Source organism: Vibrio sp. TH_r3, from assembly GCF_033101115.1.
Classification (GTDB): Bacteria; Pseudomonadota; Gammaproteobacteria; order Enterobacterales; family Vibrionaceae; genus Vibrio.
Genome location: NZ_JAWMPW010000012.1, coordinates 32,689 through 51,244, shown reverse-complemented (window position 1 = coordinate 51,244; position 18,556 = coordinate 32,689). Strand labels below are relative to the sequence as shown.

The 18,556-nt window shown below is 38.1% G+C and carries 18 protein-coding genes; 9 read left to right on the top strand and 9 right to left on the bottom strand.

Translation table 11 applies throughout. From position 1 onward, the window contains the following. Positions 1-81: 81 nt before the first annotated feature. Together truC and R3X26_RS11505 are read right to left on the bottom strand one after the other, a co-directional pair. Positions 82-804, bottom strand: coding sequence for a tRNA pseudouridine(65) synthase TruC (gene truC, locus R3X26_RS11510; RefSeq protein ID WP_317717461.1), 723 nt, complete (start codon positions 802-804; stop codon positions 82-84). Then, the gene (locus R3X26_RS11505) at positions 804-1,211 is read right to left on the bottom strand and encodes a YqcC family protein (protein WP_317717460.1); all 408 of its coding nucleotides are present in this window, start codon (positions 1,209-1,211) and stop codon (positions 804-806) included. Before R3X26_RS11505 ends, truC begins: the two co-directional genes overlap by 1 nt. On the opposite strand from R3X26_RS11505, the gene R3X26_RS11500 reads away from it, so the two are divergent. From R3X26_RS11500 to R3X26_RS11485, 4 genes are all read left to right on the top strand, one after another. Further along, positions 1,197-2,243, top strand: coding sequence for a DUF3549 family protein (locus R3X26_RS11500; protein WP_317717459.1), 1,047 nt, complete (start codon positions 1,197-1,199; stop codon positions 2,241-2,243). The two genes, R3X26_RS11505 and R3X26_RS11500, sit on opposite strands and share 15 nt — an antisense overlap. Further along, a complete protein-coding gene (locus tag R3X26_RS11495) occupies positions 2,243-2,551 on the top strand; it encodes a DUF3301 domain-containing protein (protein ID WP_317717458.1) in 309 nt (102 codons plus the stop codon). Before R3X26_RS11500 ends, R3X26_RS11495 begins: the two co-directional genes overlap by 1 nt. 805 nt (positions 2,552-3,356) lie before the next feature. Further along, a complete protein-coding gene (locus tag R3X26_RS11490) occupies positions 3,357-3,680 on the top strand; it encodes a hypothetical protein (protein WP_317717457.1) in 324 nt (107 codons plus the stop codon). Beyond that, positions 3,677-4,120 carry a YaiI/YqxD family protein gene (locus R3X26_RS11485; RefSeq protein WP_317717456.1) on the top strand — a complete coding sequence of 148 codons (444 nt, stop codon included), beginning with the start codon at positions 3,677-3,679 and terminating at the stop codon, positions 4,118-4,120. Before R3X26_RS11490 ends, R3X26_RS11485 begins: the two co-directional genes overlap by 4 nt. Positions 4,121-4,181: 61 nt before the next feature. Here R3X26_RS11485 and R3X26_RS11480 read toward each other — a convergent pair whose 3' ends face one another. Next, complete coding sequence (locus R3X26_RS11480) at positions 4,182-4,958, bottom strand: Zn-ribbon-containing protein (protein WP_317717455.1); 777 nt, start codon at positions 4,956-4,958, stop codon at positions 4,182-4,184. Positions 4,959-4,963: 5 nt separating this feature from the next. Beyond that, entirely contained in the window at positions 4,964-5,524 is a 561-nt protein-coding gene (gene syd, locus R3X26_RS11475) for a SecY-interacting protein (protein ID WP_317717454.1), read from the bottom strand. Between the two features lie 83 nt (positions 5,525-5,607). Between syd and queF the strand changes: the two genes are divergently transcribed. From queF to xni, 5 genes are all read left to right on the top strand, one after another. Next, positions 5,608-6,456 carry an NADPH-dependent 7-cyano-7-deazaguanine reductase QueF gene (queF, locus tag R3X26_RS11470; RefSeq protein ID WP_317717453.1) on the top strand — a complete coding sequence of 283 codons (849 nt, stop codon included), beginning with the start codon at positions 5,608-5,610 and terminating at the stop codon, positions 6,454-6,456. Positions 6,457-6,603: 147 nt separating this feature from the next. After that, positions 6,604-8,886 (top strand): tetratricopeptide repeat protein, encoded by a 2,283-nt coding sequence (locus tag R3X26_RS11465; protein WP_317717452.1) that lies wholly within the window; start codon positions 6,604-6,606, stop codon positions 8,884-8,886. Positions 8,887-8,990: 104 nt separating this feature from the next. Beyond that, positions 8,991-10,565: a GGDEF domain-containing protein gene (locus R3X26_RS11460; protein WP_411572415.1), complete on the top strand. Its 1,575-nt coding sequence runs from the start codon at positions 8,991-8,993 to the stop codon at positions 10,563-10,565. A 159-nt stretch (positions 10,566-10,724) separates the two neighbouring features. After that, positions 10,725-12,086, top strand: coding sequence for a nucleotide 5'-monophosphate nucleosidase PpnN (ppnN, locus tag R3X26_RS11455; protein WP_317717451.1), 1,362 nt, complete (start codon positions 10,725-10,727; stop codon positions 12,084-12,086). Between the two features lie 117 nt (positions 12,087-12,203). Beyond that, complete coding sequence (xni, locus tag R3X26_RS11450; RefSeq protein WP_317717450.1) at positions 12,204-12,977, top strand: flap endonuclease Xni; 774 nt, start codon at positions 12,204-12,206, stop codon at positions 12,975-12,977. A gap of 137 nt (positions 12,978-13,114) precedes the next feature. Here the strand turns inward: xni and rlmM are convergent, their stop codons facing one another. The 5 genes from rlmM to R3X26_RS11425 all read right to left on the bottom strand — a co-directional run bounded on the left by rlmM (position 13,115) and on the right by R3X26_RS11425 (position 18,548). Continuing rightward, positions 13,115-14,206, bottom strand: a complete 1,092-nt coding sequence (gene rlmM, locus R3X26_RS11445; protein ID WP_317717449.1) for a 23S rRNA (cytidine(2498)-2'-O)-methyltransferase RlmM — start codon at positions 14,204-14,206, stop codon at positions 13,115-13,117. Further along, positions 14,203-14,631, bottom strand: a complete 429-nt coding sequence (locus tag R3X26_RS11440) for a DUF423 domain-containing protein (protein ID WP_317717448.1) — start codon at positions 14,629-14,631, stop codon at positions 14,203-14,205. Before R3X26_RS11440 ends, rlmM begins: the two co-directional genes overlap by 4 nt. Then, positions 14,624-15,532 (bottom strand): transcriptional regulator GcvA, encoded by a 909-nt coding sequence (locus R3X26_RS11435; protein ID WP_317717447.1) that lies wholly within the window; start codon positions 15,530-15,532, stop codon positions 14,624-14,626. Before R3X26_RS11435 ends, R3X26_RS11440 begins: the two co-directional genes overlap by 8 nt. Before the next feature lie 421 nt (positions 15,533-15,953). Continuing rightward, positions 15,954-17,402 (bottom strand): tRNA uracil 4-sulfurtransferase ThiI, encoded by a 1,449-nt coding sequence (gene thiI / locus R3X26_RS11430; protein ID WP_317717446.1) that lies wholly within the window; start codon positions 17,400-17,402, stop codon positions 15,954-15,956. Between the two features lie 189 nt (positions 17,403-17,591). Then, positions 17,592-18,548, bottom strand: a complete 957-nt coding sequence (locus tag R3X26_RS11425; RefSeq protein WP_317717445.1) for a flagellar motor protein MotB — start codon at positions 18,546-18,548, stop codon at positions 17,592-17,594. Positions 18,549-18,556 lie beyond the last annotated feature (8 nt).

The following is an 18,556-nucleotide window of genomic DNA, read 5'->3' as shown; positions in this document are numbered from 1 at the left end:
ATTCAAAAAGGCTCAAGTATTAACGACTTGGGCCTTTTTTTTACCATGGCAAATAAGCCTATTCAAATCGAACAAAAAGACTCAAATTTCATTCGTCCACTGAAATTGTCTAATCAATTGATGCCATACTTCATCCAAATCAGCTTTAATGCAAACCGACTGTTCGGTAAATGGATGCACGAACTGCAACTCTGAAGCATGCAAAAGCAACCTGCACGCTTGATAATTTTCACGGAAAAGTCGATTATGTTTACCGTCACCATGCGAAGTATCGCCTATAATAGGGTGCCTAAGATGCGCCATATGGCGGCGCAATTGGTGTTTTCGTCCCGTTTTTGGTTTCATTTCTATTAGGCTATAGCGACTGGTTGGAAAAGGTCCTGTCGAATATGGTACTTCAACTTTTGCTAACGGGTTATATTCGGTTATTGCTTGTTGTGGCTCTTTATCGGTTTTGGCAAATTTATCTGCAATCTTATCTAACTCTTGTTTGAGTGGGTAATCTAATGTCGCTCCCTCTTCTATCCAACCTCTGACAATCGCATGATAAGTTTTAGTCATCTCATGGTTGGCAAACATAGGCATCATTTTAGAAGCCGTTGCACTGGATAAAGCAAACACAAGTACGCCCGATGTGGGTCTATCTAAGCGATGCAAAGGGAAAACATGTTGGCCTATTTGATCTCTCAAGGTTTGCATAACAAATTGAGTTTCATGTTTATCTAACCAAGAACGATGCACTAACATACCCGCGGGCTTATTAACGGCGATAATATAGTCATCTTGAAATAATATTTCCAACACTACAGGCACTCCTGATCGATTTTGTTTAACAGTAAAATTAAACCAGATTTGTCTTTTTCCGATTGCCAGACTTGTTCAAAGTAAGGCGAAATAGAAAAGCCGTAAGGAACTTGATCCATTTCTAACAAATCTCTCATTTTAGGAATAAATACCCATTGCAACCACTGCTCTGGCTGTAATGTATCTAAAGCAAAAGGCATTTTGCTTTGTAATGCGCTTTCATCTGGTGCCTCATCATCCCATAAACACAGATCACGCAAACATGTTTCTACGTCTTGTAATAAAATAATAAGAGGAAAATCATCCATCATAAGATTAATACGTGCTACCACCTTGAAATTTGGCCTAAGAGTACCATTTATTAAGCAAAGACCAATAGAGTAATTAATAAAATGGACAACATCCAAACCCTAACTCATTTGTTAAAAAATAGCGGCTGTGAATACAAAATTTTTGACTTAGGGAGACGTATTCTACCGGTTGAACAAACACTGTTTGCCAGTGTTGAACTGGGCCAACAACCCTACCCTTACCCACTTCAGCGACAAGCTAATATAGCAATTAGTTATTGGAACGCAGAAAGACAACCGTGGATCTGGTTTTTAAAGTTTCCTCTGGATGAAAGAGGCTTACTTAAGCAATCTGATATTGGTAACTTTATAAAATATGTTGTAGAAGCAATGGGGACAAGGCTAGGAGGACAGCTTAGCCAAGAACAACAACAAACCCTGGCAAATAATCCGTACACGTTCAAACCATCAGAAGACAAAATGGCCGTATTCCACAGCCAAATCCGCTTTTTACTAGATATGCCCACCAGCCAATATTATGAACATGCTCAACACTACTTTACGGGTGATATGGGCTGGGCTAACTGGCAAACTGTTGGATTACAAGGCATTGCTGATATTTGTACTCGTCTCAATCAAGAGCAAAATGGGGTAATCGTTCGCAAAGCTATTCGGCATATTCCAAACGAACCCCAATACGCTTTATTAGGCGTACTCGAGCATACCTCTTTACCAGGAAAATTATCGACGACGATTTATGAACTGGCACAAAAAGAGTGTGAATCAACAACACCTGATTTATTCTTGCTCTCAGCCCAAGTACGAGCATTAGCAGGTGGAAGTACTGACCATTTGTATTCACTGGTTAAAACCATACTATCTAGCGCTAAGTTAAGTCATCAAGAGGTTCTAATTGGCATTGCTGGACGTTCTTGGCAAGTATTACAAGATCCGACTATAGCCGAACACTACTTATTAAGGTTGGCACAAACCGGTAACCAAGAACTGTTCAATCAAATATTTTCAGACTTAGTCATGTTACCTGCGCTACGCTTAATATTATTACCATTATTACATAGTAATCCGTCCGATGAACTGGCGAGCGCATTGCTTAAATTACAACAATCAACTAAATCAAAGGCAACATAATGATCGCTGATTTACTGGCAATTCTAGGTCTGGCTTTTGGTTTTTTTCTATTCTGGCAACAGAGAAGACAATCAGAGTTAGCAAAATCAGCGATAGCAAACCGATGCGAACAACTCAATTTACAGTTATTAAGTGTCTCGTTTGGTGCTCACAGAATAAAAACCCCAGAAGGAAAGTTGAAATGGCACTCCGCTTATCTATTTGAATTTTCTGCGCTGGGCGATGACTGCTACCAAGCTAATTTAATCATGCGTGGTTTTAGGCCTGTACGCTTCAATATTCCACCATATAGGATACCAAACGAATAAATAAGAAAAGCCCCGATACTTTCGTATCGGGGCTATAGTCTTACTTGCAGCAATCCAGCTACTTAAATGCTCCATGCATCATCCGTAATAGTGCTAAATCCTTCAGCTTATCCTTTGCATCGCCATCCTAGCGGTGTCCTATGTCATCCTAACTGCTAACATTCCTCGTTAGCGAACATCACTTGATCCTTGAGCGGTGTCCTTGTCATCATCCTGATGTTGTTCCTAGCCTGATCCTTTCAGGTGTCCATCGCATATCCTTGCCGTTAGCATCCTACTAACGTTGCATCCTGCAATGTCCTAGCATCCTTTTAGATTACAATCCTCGTAATCACTCTTCATCCTGAAGATAACCAAATCCTTGGTTGTTACTCATCGACTCCTTGTCGACGCAGGTAAGATTACTATTTTTTAATTTGGGAACAAGTCACTATTTACTATTTATATTCAAATAAAGTGTTTAAAATTAAAACAAACATATAAAAAACATAAGGTTAATAACAACTACAGTACAATTTAACTCAAAAACAATCGCTTTATCTTACACACTTGTAAGAGATATCTCACAAGCAGTTTCTTGATTGGCTATGCACTTATTATGAAATATCATTCAATTTTATGCAGGCTATATACAGGCAGTATAATAGTTAATCAATGTTGTAACCTGAGTAGTAACTTATGCTTATTAGAATTAACTTTTATTAAACAACACTAACATATCTAAAACAAAACTAACCAAACTGGGTGCTAGATAACTCCATCAGGAAACAGTAGGATAGTGAGCAAAACAGTATCGGAGTATTCAATGTTAACTAAAGATGTCTCTACTGAGTTAGAATTAGCCATGCAAAAAATTCATGCATCAGGTAAAAACCCTACAGTAGCCTTAGTCAAAGCTCAGCTCACTACCAGTGTTCCTATGCCAGCAATAATTGCCGCAATAAAAAGTTGGAAAGGAAATAAAACCGTTCCGAAGATAGAAATAGCAAGCACAGCAGAGCAAAATACGGAAAAACGAATAGAGCAATTAGAAACACAGGTTTCTGATCTGACAAGCCAATTAAATGAACTGAATCAAGAATTAAACAACCTAACTATACGATTCAATACAATTGAGGCGAATCAATGAAAATTTGGGTAGATGCAGATGCTTGTCCTAAGGTCATTCGAGAAACATTATTTAGGGCTGCCGAAAGAACAGGAGTCGAGTGTATATTTGTCGCTAATCACCGAATTCCGGTGCCATCACGAATCAATATTCGTTGCATTCAAGTAGAGAGTGGCTTTGATGTTGCTGATAACGAAATTGTACGCTTAGCAGAAAAAGGCGACCTAATTATCACCGCTGACATTCCACTTGCAGATGAAGTAATCACAAAAAGCGCTCACGCATTAAGCCCTAGAGGTGAGCTTTATACCAAGGACACCATAAAAGCTCGCCTCAATATTCGTGACTTTATGGATACCATGCGTTCTAGTGGAGTACAAACTGGCGGCCCGAGTAGTCTAAGTCAGACCGACCGAAGAGAGTTTGCTAATCACCTAGATCGTTTTCTAGCCAAACGTTAAGTGAGCCAATTCACTATATAATAAGCGATGATATCGACTTATTCGCTTATTATACTTTTACTCACTTCAAATGATCCCAGCTTATGTTTGAAACAAGACGGCAATCATCACATTTAAAATAGAACACATCATGCAGTGGTTCGTTCAACAACCATTCCCCACCACATTTTGGACACTTCCGTTCTTTTTCAGCCGCTAAACTCTCTCCACCAACTCGATACAAATAATAATATGTCGGTATTTTGCTTAAAAACTCAATTCGTCCTCTTAAATCCCAGCCACGGCGAGAAAGATCACTCTCTAAATGAGTAATTTCTGTTAATGCTGCATGTTCCGCTTTACAACCTCCTGCCATTTGAATTTCATCACACGCTTGCCATTCCGTTTGCCATTTTATCACCGCTTTATGATCGCCATTAAATGTCGCTGCATTACGGTATAGAGGAATAGGCAACAATGTATCACCACAGCGAAGTGGCGAACACGTGTGTACATACGTAGTATAAAGCACTTGCCAACTTGATTTGTTATCTTGCGCGGCTTGTTCTGAATTAATATCTTGACCCAAAATACGAACTTTAGGTGCGAGAAGACAAACATCGGCTAGCTGAGCAATACAATGTATAACGAAATTTGAGTGATTATCAGGATGAAGACTATCTTCTTCAGGACACACTACTCGTACCGAAAACACCCCTTCCCCCATAACGATAGGAAATTCTCGGCCTAAAATTTGACCGTTATACCTTAATGCTTCCAATAAACTATTAATGCCTTTATCGACAGCGGAAATCGTTGTATTAGCAAAGCAATCAAATTGTAATTCAACTCCATACATACCCTCTATACCTCTTGCCCAGAGATTTGTGGTTCAATCTCTTGTAAAAAAGAAGCAAGATCCTCGGCCAAAATGTCACGTTTATTGGTACCCAATCTTTCCAAAATAACCGCTCCTGTAATGTTACAAACAGATATAACATCTAATTCAGCATCAGTTGTGCCAATAAAAACCGTTGGTTTAAGCTTTAACCTCCGTTGAGTAACCAAATGACCTAAAATATTCTCTTGTAAACGCTCAAAATCGTCATCACTCCAAATTTGCAACAAAGTAAAAGGTTTACTTTGCCAACTCGCTTGCATATCAGCGCAAAATTGACTGCCATAGAAGGCTTTTATATCTTCATGTATCCCTATTTCTATTCCATTTTCAATATTAGTAAAATCGGCCATGACTTCACGCGGTACAGACTGCCAATACACCACTTCTTGCTCAGTTTTTTCGACACACGGCGACACTAATCCAAATAATTCTTCATTATGCGGTAAGTGACCAAAGGCATCTTGCCAAGTTTGTTGATAATGTAGAGAAAAACGGTGTAAAGCCTCTGTTACAGAGAGTGTCATGTAACCTCCTAAGTTTGAAATAATGACAGCGTATACGCGATTAAGTAGAATCTTAACTATTCTAATCGATATTGATACGTAATATGAGCAAATATTCAAATGCAACTGAGCTTGCTGGTTTAACCTTGGGTAAAACAACACAATACCAACAGCACTATGATGCAAACTTGTTACAACCAGTAGCAAGAAGTCTAAACCGACAAGATTTAAATCTTACCGCTGATCTACCATTTTATGGTTGTGATATATGGACACTGTATGAGTTGTCTTGGTTAAACGACAAGGGCGTACCACAAGTTGCTATTGGCGATGTATCCATTCCAGTCACTAGCCCTAACTTAATTGAATCCAAATCTTTTAAGCTTTATCTTAATAGCCTTAATCAAACGCGTTTTTCTAGTTGGGAACAAGTAAGAACAACGATGGAAAATGATCTTGCTCTCTGTGCTGGAGAACCAGTAGAAGTTATATTGCATTCACTAGCTAAATTTTCTGCTGAAAATATTGTGGATATGCAGGGTAACTGTATTGATACACAAGATATTGAAATAGATAACTATCAGTTCGACCCAACTTTGCTTGAAAATTCCACCAACGAGGAATTAGTTACAGATAATGTAATTCATAGTCATCTATTAAAATCAAACTGTTTAATTACTAATCAACCTGATTGGGGAAGTATCGAAATAAGGTATTCAGGTAAACGAATAAATGAAGAAGCGCTACTTAGATATATTATTTCATTTAGAGAACACAATGAATTCCATGAACAGTGTGTTGAACGAATTTATATGGATATATCCCATTTTTGCCAACCAACTTCCCTTACTGTTTACGCACGTTACACAAGGCGTGGAGGATTAGACATTAACCCTTATCGTTCATCCAAAAATAGTAAGCCAATAAACAATTATCGCATGGCTCGGCAATAACTTTTGCTCGCAATACATTTGCCTAAAAAATTTTATCTGAAACAATATAAATTGAAGCTAAAACCATATAACCTGACTTAAAAGTACAATGGAGTTTGAAGTATATAATGGAATTTAAAGCAATATGATGAGGTTTAAAGCAATATAATGTCAAAAAATGTTTTCTTTAAGTTCAATACTTCACTCGTGTTGTGTTTTTTTACGGCTATATTTTCTTCTTTATCTGTCGCTAATGAAAGCACTTCGGCTCTTCTAGAAGATGCCGAAAAGTTGGTTGAAATAGCGCCGGAACGTTCAATGAAAGTAGCTCAGCAATATCTCGCCAGTAGAACATTAACAGCCCAAGGAGATGCATCAATACAATCCCATGCATCTCGTGATGAAACTGACGCGACATTACGGACACCAAATTCAAGTATCAAGGCGTTGCAAGTCATTGCTAAAGCCAAATACCTTTTAGCCGATTACCGAGGAGCTCTAACTAACATAGACCAAGCGATCGCGTTAGCAAGCACTTACCACCTTCCTCATCAGAAGATCAATACTCAATTACTAAAAGTAGAATTTTTGTGGCGACTAACTCATGACAAAAGCAAAATTGAAACGACAATCTCCAAAATAGAAAAACAACTGAGTGAAAAAGAAAACACTATTTTAGCAACTCAATTAAAGTATCGCTTATTAATGTTTAAAGCTGAAATAGCCGCATATGAAAAAAATGATGCTCAAGTTCAAGATTACTTTGAGCAAGCATTCAACTACCTAAACATGTACGAGCAAACAGAGATTTTTATCAATTATCAACTCACGTTGGGGAAATACTACTTAACCACCAAAAATTATAATCAAGCGTTATATCAGTTACTCTCTGGTTATTGGTCTGCAATTGAAAAAGATAAACCAGCATTATTAGCAAAAATAAATCGCGTAATGGCCGACCTGTTTATAGATAAATCAGTATTAGATAAAGCACTAGAACATTTATCACAAGCTGCCGACTTTTACGACAATTATGAAAATTCAAGCATATTAGATTCTATTCTTAAAAAGATGGCAGATATCTACTACGCTCAAGGAAAGTATAACTTAGCGCTAGTGTATTATTTCAATATACTCGATTCAGAAAATATCAATCGTGATATTAAAAGCGTTATTAAATTAAGACTGGACTTATCTAAGACCTATTTGCAACTTTATAATTACGCGCTCGCCGAACAATATCTACAAAGAGCAAACACATTACTGAACTACACTCATATAAATCAACTGCAAGCAGAATCATATTTACTCAGTTCTGAACTTGAGCTTTTCAAATCCAATTTTGAAAAAAGTATAATATTAGCCAACGACGCTCTGTTAATCGGTCAAAAAATAAACGCCCCTGATATTCAACTGCAAGCTTATCTACTTTTAACTAAATCTAATGAGAATATTGAAAACTACACTGCTGCATATAAATACGGTAAACAATATAATAAGCTCATTACTAATAAGCAGAAAAAATTATTAACTATTTCAGAAAATGATTTTAAAGAACAAAAACTATTCATTGAACAATCTTTACACTATAAAAACCAGACTAAATTGTTAGCGTTAAGCAACGAAGAACAGATACGAGCGAAATATGCAACAATCGTATTTTTTGTATTAACCCTCGTAATATTCGCTCTATTTGTTCGACGTGGAATGGTCAACAATAAGATGCGAAATCAACTAACTACACTATATAATGAACACTACACACACCCTAGATCTGGCTTACGTAATTTCAGATTATTAAACGTAAAGTTGCCCTCCTCTTTAGAACAAAGCAGCGCCAATTTTGAGCAATGGAAGTCTGGTGACCTTATTAAAGAACCTTTACATGATAAGCTACGTTTTATCATGGTCGATTTATCATTTGTAAGAACAACTTATTTGCAAAAAGGTTATAACGCAGGTCTGCAACTTGAGGCTGAGTTCGGTAGTTTTATTAAAGACAAACTGCAAAGCTCAGTGAGACTTTACCATTTTTCTGATGGTATGTTTTTATATGTAGAACCTAATACCAACCCCAATAAAACAACAAGCGAACTATTTGAACAAATTAATCAATGGGTCATTGAATTTAAACCTCAGATGAAACTAGATAGAACCATTAGAGCTGGAATTGCAGATTATCCGTTTTTACCCAAGGCCTATACCGCTATTAATGATAAAGAATTAATAGATATATTATTAATGGCATCGAACTTAGCAAGATTACAACATCAACAGCACGGTGGTAATCAATGGGTGTCATTAAGAGCGATCGATAATGCACCTGCCGCAAGTTTTGCCAGTGGCAATATTCGAAGTTCTTGCTTAATAGCCATTGAAAAAGGACTAATTAAAATTGATTCGTCGACTAAAATTGAGGACAACATCATAAAATTAAGTCTAATTGACTAAATAGTGACTCGTTAGCCAATAAATAGAATGATCAACGGTAAAAATTTGTTATTATCATTTTGTACTATTAATTCAGGGACTATTGTGCGCCATTTACTTAATTTATGAGTGAAATTAACCTAGCGGATCGACAAGAAATTCTCAAACAGATCGATCAATTTAAACTACAATTAGAGCAGACAATAGTTAAGCACCGAGACGCTTCATTTAGGCATACTAGAGAAGCTAAGGTCTTAAAACGAGTTGTGACTAATCTAAGTACCGCATGTATGGGGTACAATGAGGAGCTTGATAATGCCGTTTCATCTTTGAAAGCGGCATTTCAGCAGCAGCAAGATGTATCAAAGCTTATACCTCGATTAGCCATTTTAGAACGCATGCTTAAACTGAATACAAATACGATGGAAAAACAGAAAACTCAGCTAGATGAAAGAGTAAGGCACAGTGGCGAAACGCTACAACGAATACCAGGGCTCCCAGCCCAAATCAAACGCGACCTCAGAAATTTACTGACATTTCCATCACTTAAAAATCAAAACCAACTAGACCAAGCAACTCGATTACTTGATATATACGAAAAATCCATAAAAATCGTCACCTCTAACAGTGCTCATACATTAACCAACCAACCAGAAATAAATCAAGAACTACTCAACAAGCTAGCCGAAGAGTTACAACACTTGATAAGCGAGCTAGATTTTGATGGTGAATCAGGTGATTTACTCAATGATATTAGAATAAAACTATTAGTTGGGATTGGGGCAGAAGCGCTCATTGAACTAACATTACAAATTTTAAAATTAGTGATTGAAGGTACACATTACGAAAGAAAAACGTCAGAGAAGTTTTTGAATCAACTTAATGTGTCACTCGACAAAGTAATAAAGCGATCAACACAAAGTGTCGATCAAACACTCTCTTACGCTAACCATAAAAAACAAATCACCTCTGAGTTATTGGATATTTCAACGCATAGTCAAACCGCGTTAGATAAAGCCGTCGATTTAGAAAGCGCTAAATCAGCCGTTAAACCGTTACTTGCGCAAATTGCTATGTTGACCGAACGTCTCAAACATAACGAACAAAGAGAAAATGCTCTTATAGAAAGAATGCAACATAACAATCGGCAAATGGAAGGACTATATGAGTTAACTCAAGAACATCGCCGACGACTTGATGAACAAGCAAAACGCATCTTAATTGATCCGTTAACCAACGTTTTCAACCGTACTGCTTTTCTAGAACGGCTTGAACTCGAATATCATAAATGGATCCGTGCCCAAAATGATATTTGTATAATTTTGTTTGATATCGATAACTTTAGAGCGCTCAACGATAGCTTTGGTTACACTGCCGGAGATAAAGCGCTAAAAATCATCGCACGTACAATAACCAAAGAAGCGCGCGATATAGATATCGTCGCTCGTTTTTCAGGGGAAGAATTTGCGCTAATCGTTCCTGACGTCGAACTTAAAGAATCAACCCATCTCATTGAAAAAATACAACTAAATATCAGCAAACTGCCATTTAGATTTAAAGAACAAAACATTAGTATCACTGTGAGCTCAGCTTGCACAACAATACGCGATACAGACACACCAGAAGAAGTATTAAACAGACTCAGCCTTTTATTAAATCAAACTAAACACAAAGGCAAAAACCAAATTACTATCAAATAGCCTCTCCTTGCTGATAAAAAAGTCCCCCTTTCTCTTGTACTTAACTAAATTTGGCGTATAAAGTTAAGACTATAATCCTTAATGTTCAATAAGTTAAACCACAATTATACTAAGGACAATTCTCTAAATAATAATATTTTCAATCCCAAGGAGAAGCCTATGATTACACGTATCAGTCCAACAGGTAGCATGGACTTACTTTCTCAACTAGAAGTCAAACGCCTTAAAAATGAAGCCTCAAGTGACCTTTATCAACTTTATCGAAATTGCACATTAGCTGTTTTAAATTCGGGCAGTCACACTGATAATTCACAGGAATTACTGGATAAACATCAATCTTTCAATGTTGATGTTCTTAGCAGAGAGCGTGGCATAAAGCTAGAGCTCACCGACCCACCAGAAGAAGCGTTTGTTGACGGCACCATCATCACAGGAATTCAAGAACACCTATTCTCTGTCCTACGGGATATCATTTACGTCAACATGCATGTTGCACAAATTCATCAAGAACACCGCAACGACCCTGAACATATCACTAACTTTGTCTTTGCTATTTTAAGAAACTCAGGGGCATTACACCCTAAAGTCGAACCCAATTTAGTCGTTTGTTGGGGAGGGCATTCAATCAACCCTGTCGAATACCAATACACACGAGAAGTGGGTTATGAATTAGGTTTAAGAAAACTTAACATATGCACAGGATGTGGTCCGGGTGCAATGGAAGGCCCAATGAAAGGTGCCGCGATTGGCCATGCAAAACAAAGGCATACTACCGCGCGATACATTGGTCTAACTGAGCCTTCAATTATAGCAGCAGAGCCACCAAACCCCATCGTCAACGAACTTATTATCATGCCGGATATAGAAAAGCGATTAGAGGCGTTTGTGCGAATGGGGCACGGGATTGTCATTTTCCCAGGTGGTCCGGGAACCGCAGAAGAATTGCTTTATATATTAGGTATAATGATGCATCCAGATAATGCCGATCAACCTATGCCAATAGTGCTTACTGGTCCTAAAGAGAGTGAAGCTTACTTTCGTTCTATCGACAAATTTATTGGCGATACATTAGGCGAACAAGCACAAAAACATTATCAAATTGTGATTGATGATCCAGCCAAAACGGCGCAAATAATAAAAGAATCGATACCAAGTGTGCGAGAGCACAGGAAAGCTAAAGAAGACGCTTACAGCTACAATTGGTCGTTAACCATATCACCTGAATTTCAGAAACCTTTTGAACCGACACACGTAAACATGGCTAACCTTGATTTACATTTAAATCAGGCACCAGAGCTGCTTGCATCGAATTTGCGTAAAGCGTTTTCAGGTATCGTAGCTGGTAACGTTAAAGCAGAGGGTATTAAAGAGATCGAAAAGCATGGACGTTTTATTATTAATGGCGATACAGAACTGATGGAGAAAATGGATAGGCTACTGAACGACTTTGTTACTCAGCAAAGGATGAAGTTGCCAGGTTCGGAATACATTCCATGCTACACCATCGCCAGTACTAGTTAGTAAGTAATAAAAAGAGTAGCGTTCCAGAACAAACAGAAAGACTATCAAAGGTTACTTAGCAGATTAAATTGAGTAGAATAAGGGCTTATAAATAAGCCCTTATTCTACTGGAAAACTATGTCTATACATTTAGTGATCATTGATGCGCTCAACCTAATACGGCGAGTTCACTCTGCTCAGCCAGATCCGAATGACATAAATCGAACCATTGAAACCACTAAAAGAACACTCAATCGTATTGTGTCAGAATCAGAACCCACTCATATTATCGCGGTTTTTGATCACCACTTACAAGACCGTGGTTGGCGAGCTGAGCTATTACCAACCTACAAACAGAACCGTAAACCTATGCCTGAGCCACTTAAAAACGGTTTGGACAACATTCAGGAAGCATGGTGGCAAATAGGAATCGACTCCTTATTATCAGAAGGAGATGAAGCAGATGACTTAGTCGCCACCTTAGCGGTTAAGGTGGCTCAACATGATGAAAAAGTCACCATAATCTCAACAGATAAAGGGTATTGCCAACTATTGGCTCCAACCCTACAAATAAGAGATTACTTCCAACACCGATGGTTAGATGCAAGCTTTGTCGAAAACGAATTTGGAGTTAAACCAGATCAATTATCAGATTATTGGGGACTCACCGGTATCAGTTCCAGCCAAGTATCAGGGATACCGGGTATTGGACCTAAAGCAGCTAAAGAGATCCTCAATAAATTTAATAATATTGAGGAAGCCTATCGTTCAGATGAATTAGCAGAAAAGTATCGTAAAAAATTCACACAACACATTGAATTAGCTAGAACATGCAAAAGCATTACTTCACTTAAAACCGATGTTGAATTAGGGTTTAACCTGCAAGATATTCGCTACCAACCGCTTGATTAAATATACTTACTCAAGCAAAGCTACTGATACTCATCTAGCTAACAGGTTCTAACCGAGCCGCAACGTTATAGGCTACGACTAAGCCAAATTGATTATTACACTGTATTTAATAATAAATAACTAACAGTACGTCGTCATTATCTTGGGGAAATATTCGATAAGCATTGAATATGAACCGTAATTTCCTCTCTATCATGGTAAAGGTGCTTGGCTTGAAGTCGGTACTTTACCTCATGCTCTTTAAGAAAATATTTCAAGTTTTCGATATCTTCTAACACTTCGTCGTATCGACCTTTCATTGGCAGTTTAAGGTTAAAAATTGCCTCCTTCGCCAAACCACGAATAATCCATTCACCCATGAGTTGCGCCACACGAGAAGGTTTTTCTATCATGTCGCACACTAACCAAGTGACATTTTTCTTTTGCGGTTCAAACTTAAAGCCGTCTTCCATATGATGCTTAACTTGGCCTGTTTCCATTAAACTGTCAGCCATCATGCCGTTATCAATCGCATGAACGAACATAGAACGCTTAACCAGTTGATAAGTCCAACCTCCAGGACAAGCGCCTAAATCGACCGCCCACATACCTGGAGCTAAACGAGTATCCCATTCTTCCTTAGGAATAAAAACGTGAAACGCTTCTTCAAGTTTAAGGGTAGAACGACTAGGCGCATCAGACGGAAACTTGAGTCTAGGGATACCCATAAAAAAGGCCGAATTATTATCAGGATAAGAGTAGCCAACAAAACAATGTCCAGGAGCAATAAAGCAAATATGTAAAACCGGCTTTTTTGCATTCTCTTTTTTATACAATAATCCTTTACCTCGCATTGCTTGACGCAAAGGAACGGTAAACTTACGACAGAACTTAAGTAGCTCTTTCGCTTCATTCGTATCCGGTGTTTCTATTCTAATGTCACCACATGTAGGCAATGCATCAATGCTATCTAGCTCAGTTAGAATTGGAGAGATGCGATCATCACTTGGTAAATCAACAAACTCTGCAGCGACAGCAAACATTTGACGAGCAAATATCAACGATTGAAAATCAATTTTTTTCAATAACTTATCAGCGTCACCTTGTTGGTAACATTCGAAAATAACGTACCCTTGATTTCTTTTCATTCGAGGAAAACCAAAAACTTCTAATTGATTCGCCTTATCTTGAATTTCGCCTGCGCACTCTTTTTCAAAGCCTGAGCGGCAATAAAGCATAATCTGTTTCACTGAGTAACCTCGTTTAAATGCATTGCTGAGTAGATAAACAAAACCCAGCCAGTTAACAACATCACACCACCAATTGGAGTGATAGGACCAAACCATTTTATTCCTGTAATAGCCAGTGCGTATAAACTGCCACTAAAACAAAGGATGCCGATGATAAAGCAAATTGACGCTCTGAAAAGCCCTTTCTGCACTTTTTGGTTAGATTTAATCTTTAACAAAATAGCGCAGCCAATAATCGCTAGAGTATGAAACGCTTGATATTGTACTCCAGTTTCAAAAATCGAGGTTTGATACTCGGACAAAAACGCTTTCAACCCATGCGCAGCAAATGCACCGAATGCCACAAAAGTAAACCCCAATATACCTGCAACGATCAACAACTTGTTTGATTTTTTAGCCACATTATAGTTTCTCGGTTTATTCATCTCGCAACTCCTCTTGTTCACTTACTGCTTTGGCTATCATCCAATCACGAAACGTAGCTATTCTACCGGTATCCGCTTGGCTTTCATGACACACAACATAAAACGAATTCTTACTCAAGAGCACTTCATTAAAAGGAGAAACTAACCGCCCCGCTTCTAATTCAGGTTGCGCCAACACATTATTACCCAAAGCAACACCTTGTCCATGAATCGCAGCTTGTAAAACCATAGTTGAATGGCTAAAAATAGGGCCATGATTGACATTAACACCCGCTATAGCATTTTGTTTGACAAACTGCTTCCACTCTTTACGAGATGTATCATGCAGTAAGGTATGCCATTTTAAATCGGCTAAGCATGTCAGAGGCTTACTTGATAGCAGCAAACTTGGTGAGCATAAGGGGATTAAGTATTCTTGGTACAGTTTATCAATTCTTAACCCAGGCCACACGCCTCTGCCGTAATAGATGGCAACATCAACGTCATCCGTTAAAAAGTTATCATCGGAATCAACCGCTTTAATTCGAACATCAATATCTGGTTCTTGTTGATTAAAATCAGCCAGTCGAGGAACTAACCATTGGATCGCAAAGCTAGGCGGTAAGCTAATCGTCAAAGTACCTTTCTCACTCTTTTCTAACACCTTGTCAGTGGCTTCCGCTATAGAATTAAAAATATCTTTTATATCGAGAAAATAACTTTGACCCTCTTCCGTTAATAATAACGAGCGGTTACGTCTTCGAAACAACTTTAACCCTAAAAAGTCTTCTATGGTTTTAATTTGATGGCTAACGGCGGCTTGAGTAACAAACAGTTCTTCGGCTGCCCGCGTAAAACTCAAGTGCCTAGCGGCAGCTTCAAATACTTTTAAAGAGTTCAGCGGAGGCAATCTTCTGGACATACTACACCTTAGAATTTGGGGGCTATCAATGCATTAGTTTTTATTATCTGAAACATTATAAAATGTCCATTGCTTGATCGCGAGATAAATTCTATATTCCTGTTCGCAGAATTAGCCTAAACGGCTTGGTTTATATACCAATTGGCTATTTATTGCGATGTTGTGTTTGCAAATCTCGATTTCGAGTTAGGTAAGAATTGCCTAGGTTTTTCATTAATCAAATTGATGAAAAACCAACCATCTTGTTTTAATTTGACCTGTCTGTCAAAATATTAATTGTTGCACTGCCTAGTTTGGCGGTGCTTTTTTTTGCTATAAATTCGCACTTATTTTAGAAATTCGCACTTATTTTAGATAGGTATAAAAAAACCAACACTCAGGTTGGCTTTTTTATATTTTCAATTTAAAGCTCACTAAACAACTAAGGTCGATATACCTTCACATTATCGAAACCCTGATCTTTAAGATACAGTGCTTGTAAGCGACTCATTACACCTCGGTCACAGTAAAGCAAATAATTCTTAGACTGGTCTAAATCACCAAATTTCGTCGCAAGCTTATAAAAAGGCAAATGAACAACCTCAACATCATCAATCAACAATGGACGATCATCTTCTTCATCGGGGCTGCGAATATCAAGCACAATAGCATCAGTGTCTACTGCGGCAACTGACTCAACTTCTGGAACTTGCTGCTGGCTTTCTTTTTCGATATCTCGGATATCCATCATACGAGCGTTATAAACTACATCATCAAGAATCGAAAAATTAAAATTTTGTTCTTCTTTTTCTAGCTTTTCTTTTACCGCTTTAACCGTTGGGCTTTTAGAAATCACGCCACAATATTCAGGCATAACTTTAGCAAAGTCTTCCGTTCCAATAGCTCGCGCAACATCAATGATATCTTCTTTATCCCAATTGATTAGTGGGCGTAAGATAAGCGTATCCGTTACACCGTCAATATGACGCAAGTTGGTTAGGGTCTGACTAGACACTTGACCAAGGGCTTCACCAGTAACCAAAGCTTGAATACCGAATTTTTCTGCCAACATGCCACCAGCACGCATAAACATACGTTTAAGGATGACCCCCATTTGGCCATCATCTACTTTTTCTAAAATTTCAGCGACAACCGGTTCAAAATCAACAGAAATGAACTTAACTTTGGCAGAAGATCCATATTTATTCCATAAATAATGGGCAACTTGCTTAACGCCTATTTCATGCGCTGGGCCACCTAAATTAAAGAAACAATAGTGGACTTTAGAACCTCGTTTTATATGTAAATAACTCGACACACCAGAATCAAAGCCACCAGAAATCAAGCTCAAGACGTCTTCTTGAGTACCAAGAGGAAAACCGCCTAATCCTTTGAAACGAGCAATAACCTGATTCAATAACTCGTTAGTTACTTCAATATTAACCGTTACATCTGGGTTCTTTAATTTAACTTTAGAGCTTTCAATAGCTTGATTTAAACCACCACCAACATAACGTTCTAACTCAATAGAAGTAAAGTCATGTTTTCCTCTACGTTTAGCACGAACCACAAAGGTTTTATTTTCAATTAACTTACCACTAAGTTCGCGCACCTGCTCGTAGATATCATGCATATCGGTAAATTCAGATTGCTGAACTTCCAATACATGATGGATACCTGGAGTGTGCGTAAGTATCGTCAAAACTTCTTGATAATATTCATCACTTTTAGCTGTCACTTCAATGTGATCACGACGATTGAAAACGGCTACAGATTTTGTTCTACGTTGGATGATAATTCGCAGATTACATTCCAAAATACGAGTGAAACGTTTACGAACAGATTCACTTTTAACAAAAATCTCTGGATGGGGCTTAACAATAAATTTCATAGATGGTTTCACTAATTAAAAGGTACTGGTTTGCTGATTTATAGAAGACGATCCACAATTCTAGAAAAAAGCAGGAAAACTAAGGCGCGAGATTATACACGATTTTGCTGAAAATAAAGACAATAAAAAAGCGAACCTGAGTTCGCTTTTTACTTCACCGAACGGTAAAGCTACTTAAGACAAGATAAATTAAGGCTGTATTACACTCACTTCGTCGCTATATTGCGGCTTACCTTGCAATATACCAATCTCAACTCGACGGTTTTGAGCCCGCAGTGCCGAAGTTGAATTATCGTTAAGTGGTTCAGTATCCGCCATCCCACGAACTCTTAGCCTAGCATGATCAAAACCTTTCACTTTTTCCATTTCATGCGCAACAGAGACCGCTCTTTGAGAGGATAAGTCCCAATTTGAACGATACAGTTCAGAATCGAGAACTTGGTTATCCGTGTGCCCTGAAACTCTGACTATACCCGGTACATCTTTCACTAAATCGGCAATTTGCCTAACTAAAGGTCTAAATTTAGGTTGTAAGAACGCCGAACCAGCAGGGAACGCACCTTTTTCTCTTATACGAATAACGATCTCTTGACCTAAGTTTTCAACCGAAATTGCGCCTTGATCTATCTCTCTATCTAACGCTTTCTTGATATTCTCTTCTAATGCTTCTATCTCTTTAGCTAAAGCTTCATCTTGTGCTTTCGCTTCTGATTGCGTTGGTGATTGAGAGTTAGGATTCAATTTAGTTGATGTTTCAGGTGACTCACCACCGGTTTTTTGTCCGTCTTCTCTATTATTACCTCCAGCGCGACTTGATTCCCCCTCATGGAAATCTAACGACGACTGCGTAATATCAATAGTCTGCTGCATTATGACATCAATAGGCGTCGGCTCAGGGCGTCCAGGACGAAATTCCTGAGCAATAACGCTGGTTCCCTTAGGGATATCTTTTACTTCCAGACGATTTTGTACACCAAAAGCAAATTTCATCGAACCTGCTATTTGTTTGAACTTTAATACATCCATTTCAGAGAATGAAAGCAAAAGCACAAAGAAACACATTAGCAATGACATCAAATCTGAAAAGGTCGCCATCCATAACGGAGCCCCCGGAGGTGGACAGTTGCATTCTTCTTCTTCATCCATTACTTAGC

Excerpts from the sequence above, each read along its gene's own strand:
- R3X26_RS11500 (WP_317717459.1), top strand. The coding sequence starts at position 1,197 with ATGGACAACATCCAAACCCTAACTCATTTGTTAAAAAATAGCGGCTGT.
- R3X26_RS11465 (WP_317717452.1), top strand. The coding sequence starts at position 6,604 with ATGTCAAAAAATGTTTTCTTTAAGTTCAATACTTCACTCGTGTTGTGT.
- thiI (WP_317717446.1), bottom strand. The coding sequence starts at position 17,402 with ATGAAATTTATTGTTAAGCCCCATCCAGAGATTTTTGTTAAAAGTGAA.
- R3X26_RS11490 (WP_317717457.1), top strand. The coding sequence starts at position 3,357 with ATGTTAACTAAAGATGTCTCTACTGAGTTAGAATTAGCCATGCAAAAA.
- R3X26_RS11480 (WP_317717455.1), bottom strand. The coding sequence starts at position 4,958 with ATGTATGGAGTTGAATTACAATTTGATTGCTTTGCTAATACAACGATT.
- xni (WP_317717450.1), top strand. The coding sequence starts at position 12,204 with ATGTCTATACATTTAGTGATCATTGATGCGCTCAACCTAATACGGCGA.
- syd (WP_317717454.1), bottom strand. The coding sequence starts at position 5,524 with ATGACACTCTCTGTAACAGAGGCTTTACACCGTTTTTCTCTACATTAT.
- R3X26_RS11435 (WP_317717447.1), bottom strand. The coding sequence starts at position 15,532 with ATGTCCAGAAGATTGCCTCCGCTGAACTCTTTAAAAGTATTTGAAGCT.
- R3X26_RS11425 (WP_317717445.1), bottom strand. The coding sequence starts at position 18,548 with ATGGATGAAGAAGAAGAATGCAACTGTCCACCTCCGGGGGCTCCGTTA.
- R3X26_RS11495 (WP_317717458.1), top strand. The coding sequence starts at position 2,243 with ATGATCGCTGATTTACTGGCAATTCTAGGTCTGGCTTTTGGTTTTTTT.
- queF (WP_317717453.1), top strand. The coding sequence starts at position 5,608 with ATGAGCAAATATTCAAATGCAACTGAGCTTGCTGGTTTAACCTTGGGT.
- R3X26_RS11460 (WP_411572415.1), top strand. The coding sequence starts at position 8,991 with ATGAGTGAAATTAACCTAGCGGATCGACAAGAAATTCTCAAACAGATC.
- R3X26_RS11440 (WP_317717448.1), bottom strand. The coding sequence starts at position 14,631 with ATGAATAAACCGAGAAACTATAATGTGGCTAAAAAATCAAACAAGTTG.
- ppnN (WP_317717451.1), top strand. The coding sequence starts at position 10,725 with ATGATTACACGTATCAGTCCAACAGGTAGCATGGACTTACTTTCTCAA.
- R3X26_RS11485 (WP_317717456.1), top strand. The coding sequence starts at position 3,677 with ATGAAAATTTGGGTAGATGCAGATGCTTGTCCTAAGGTCATTCGAGAA.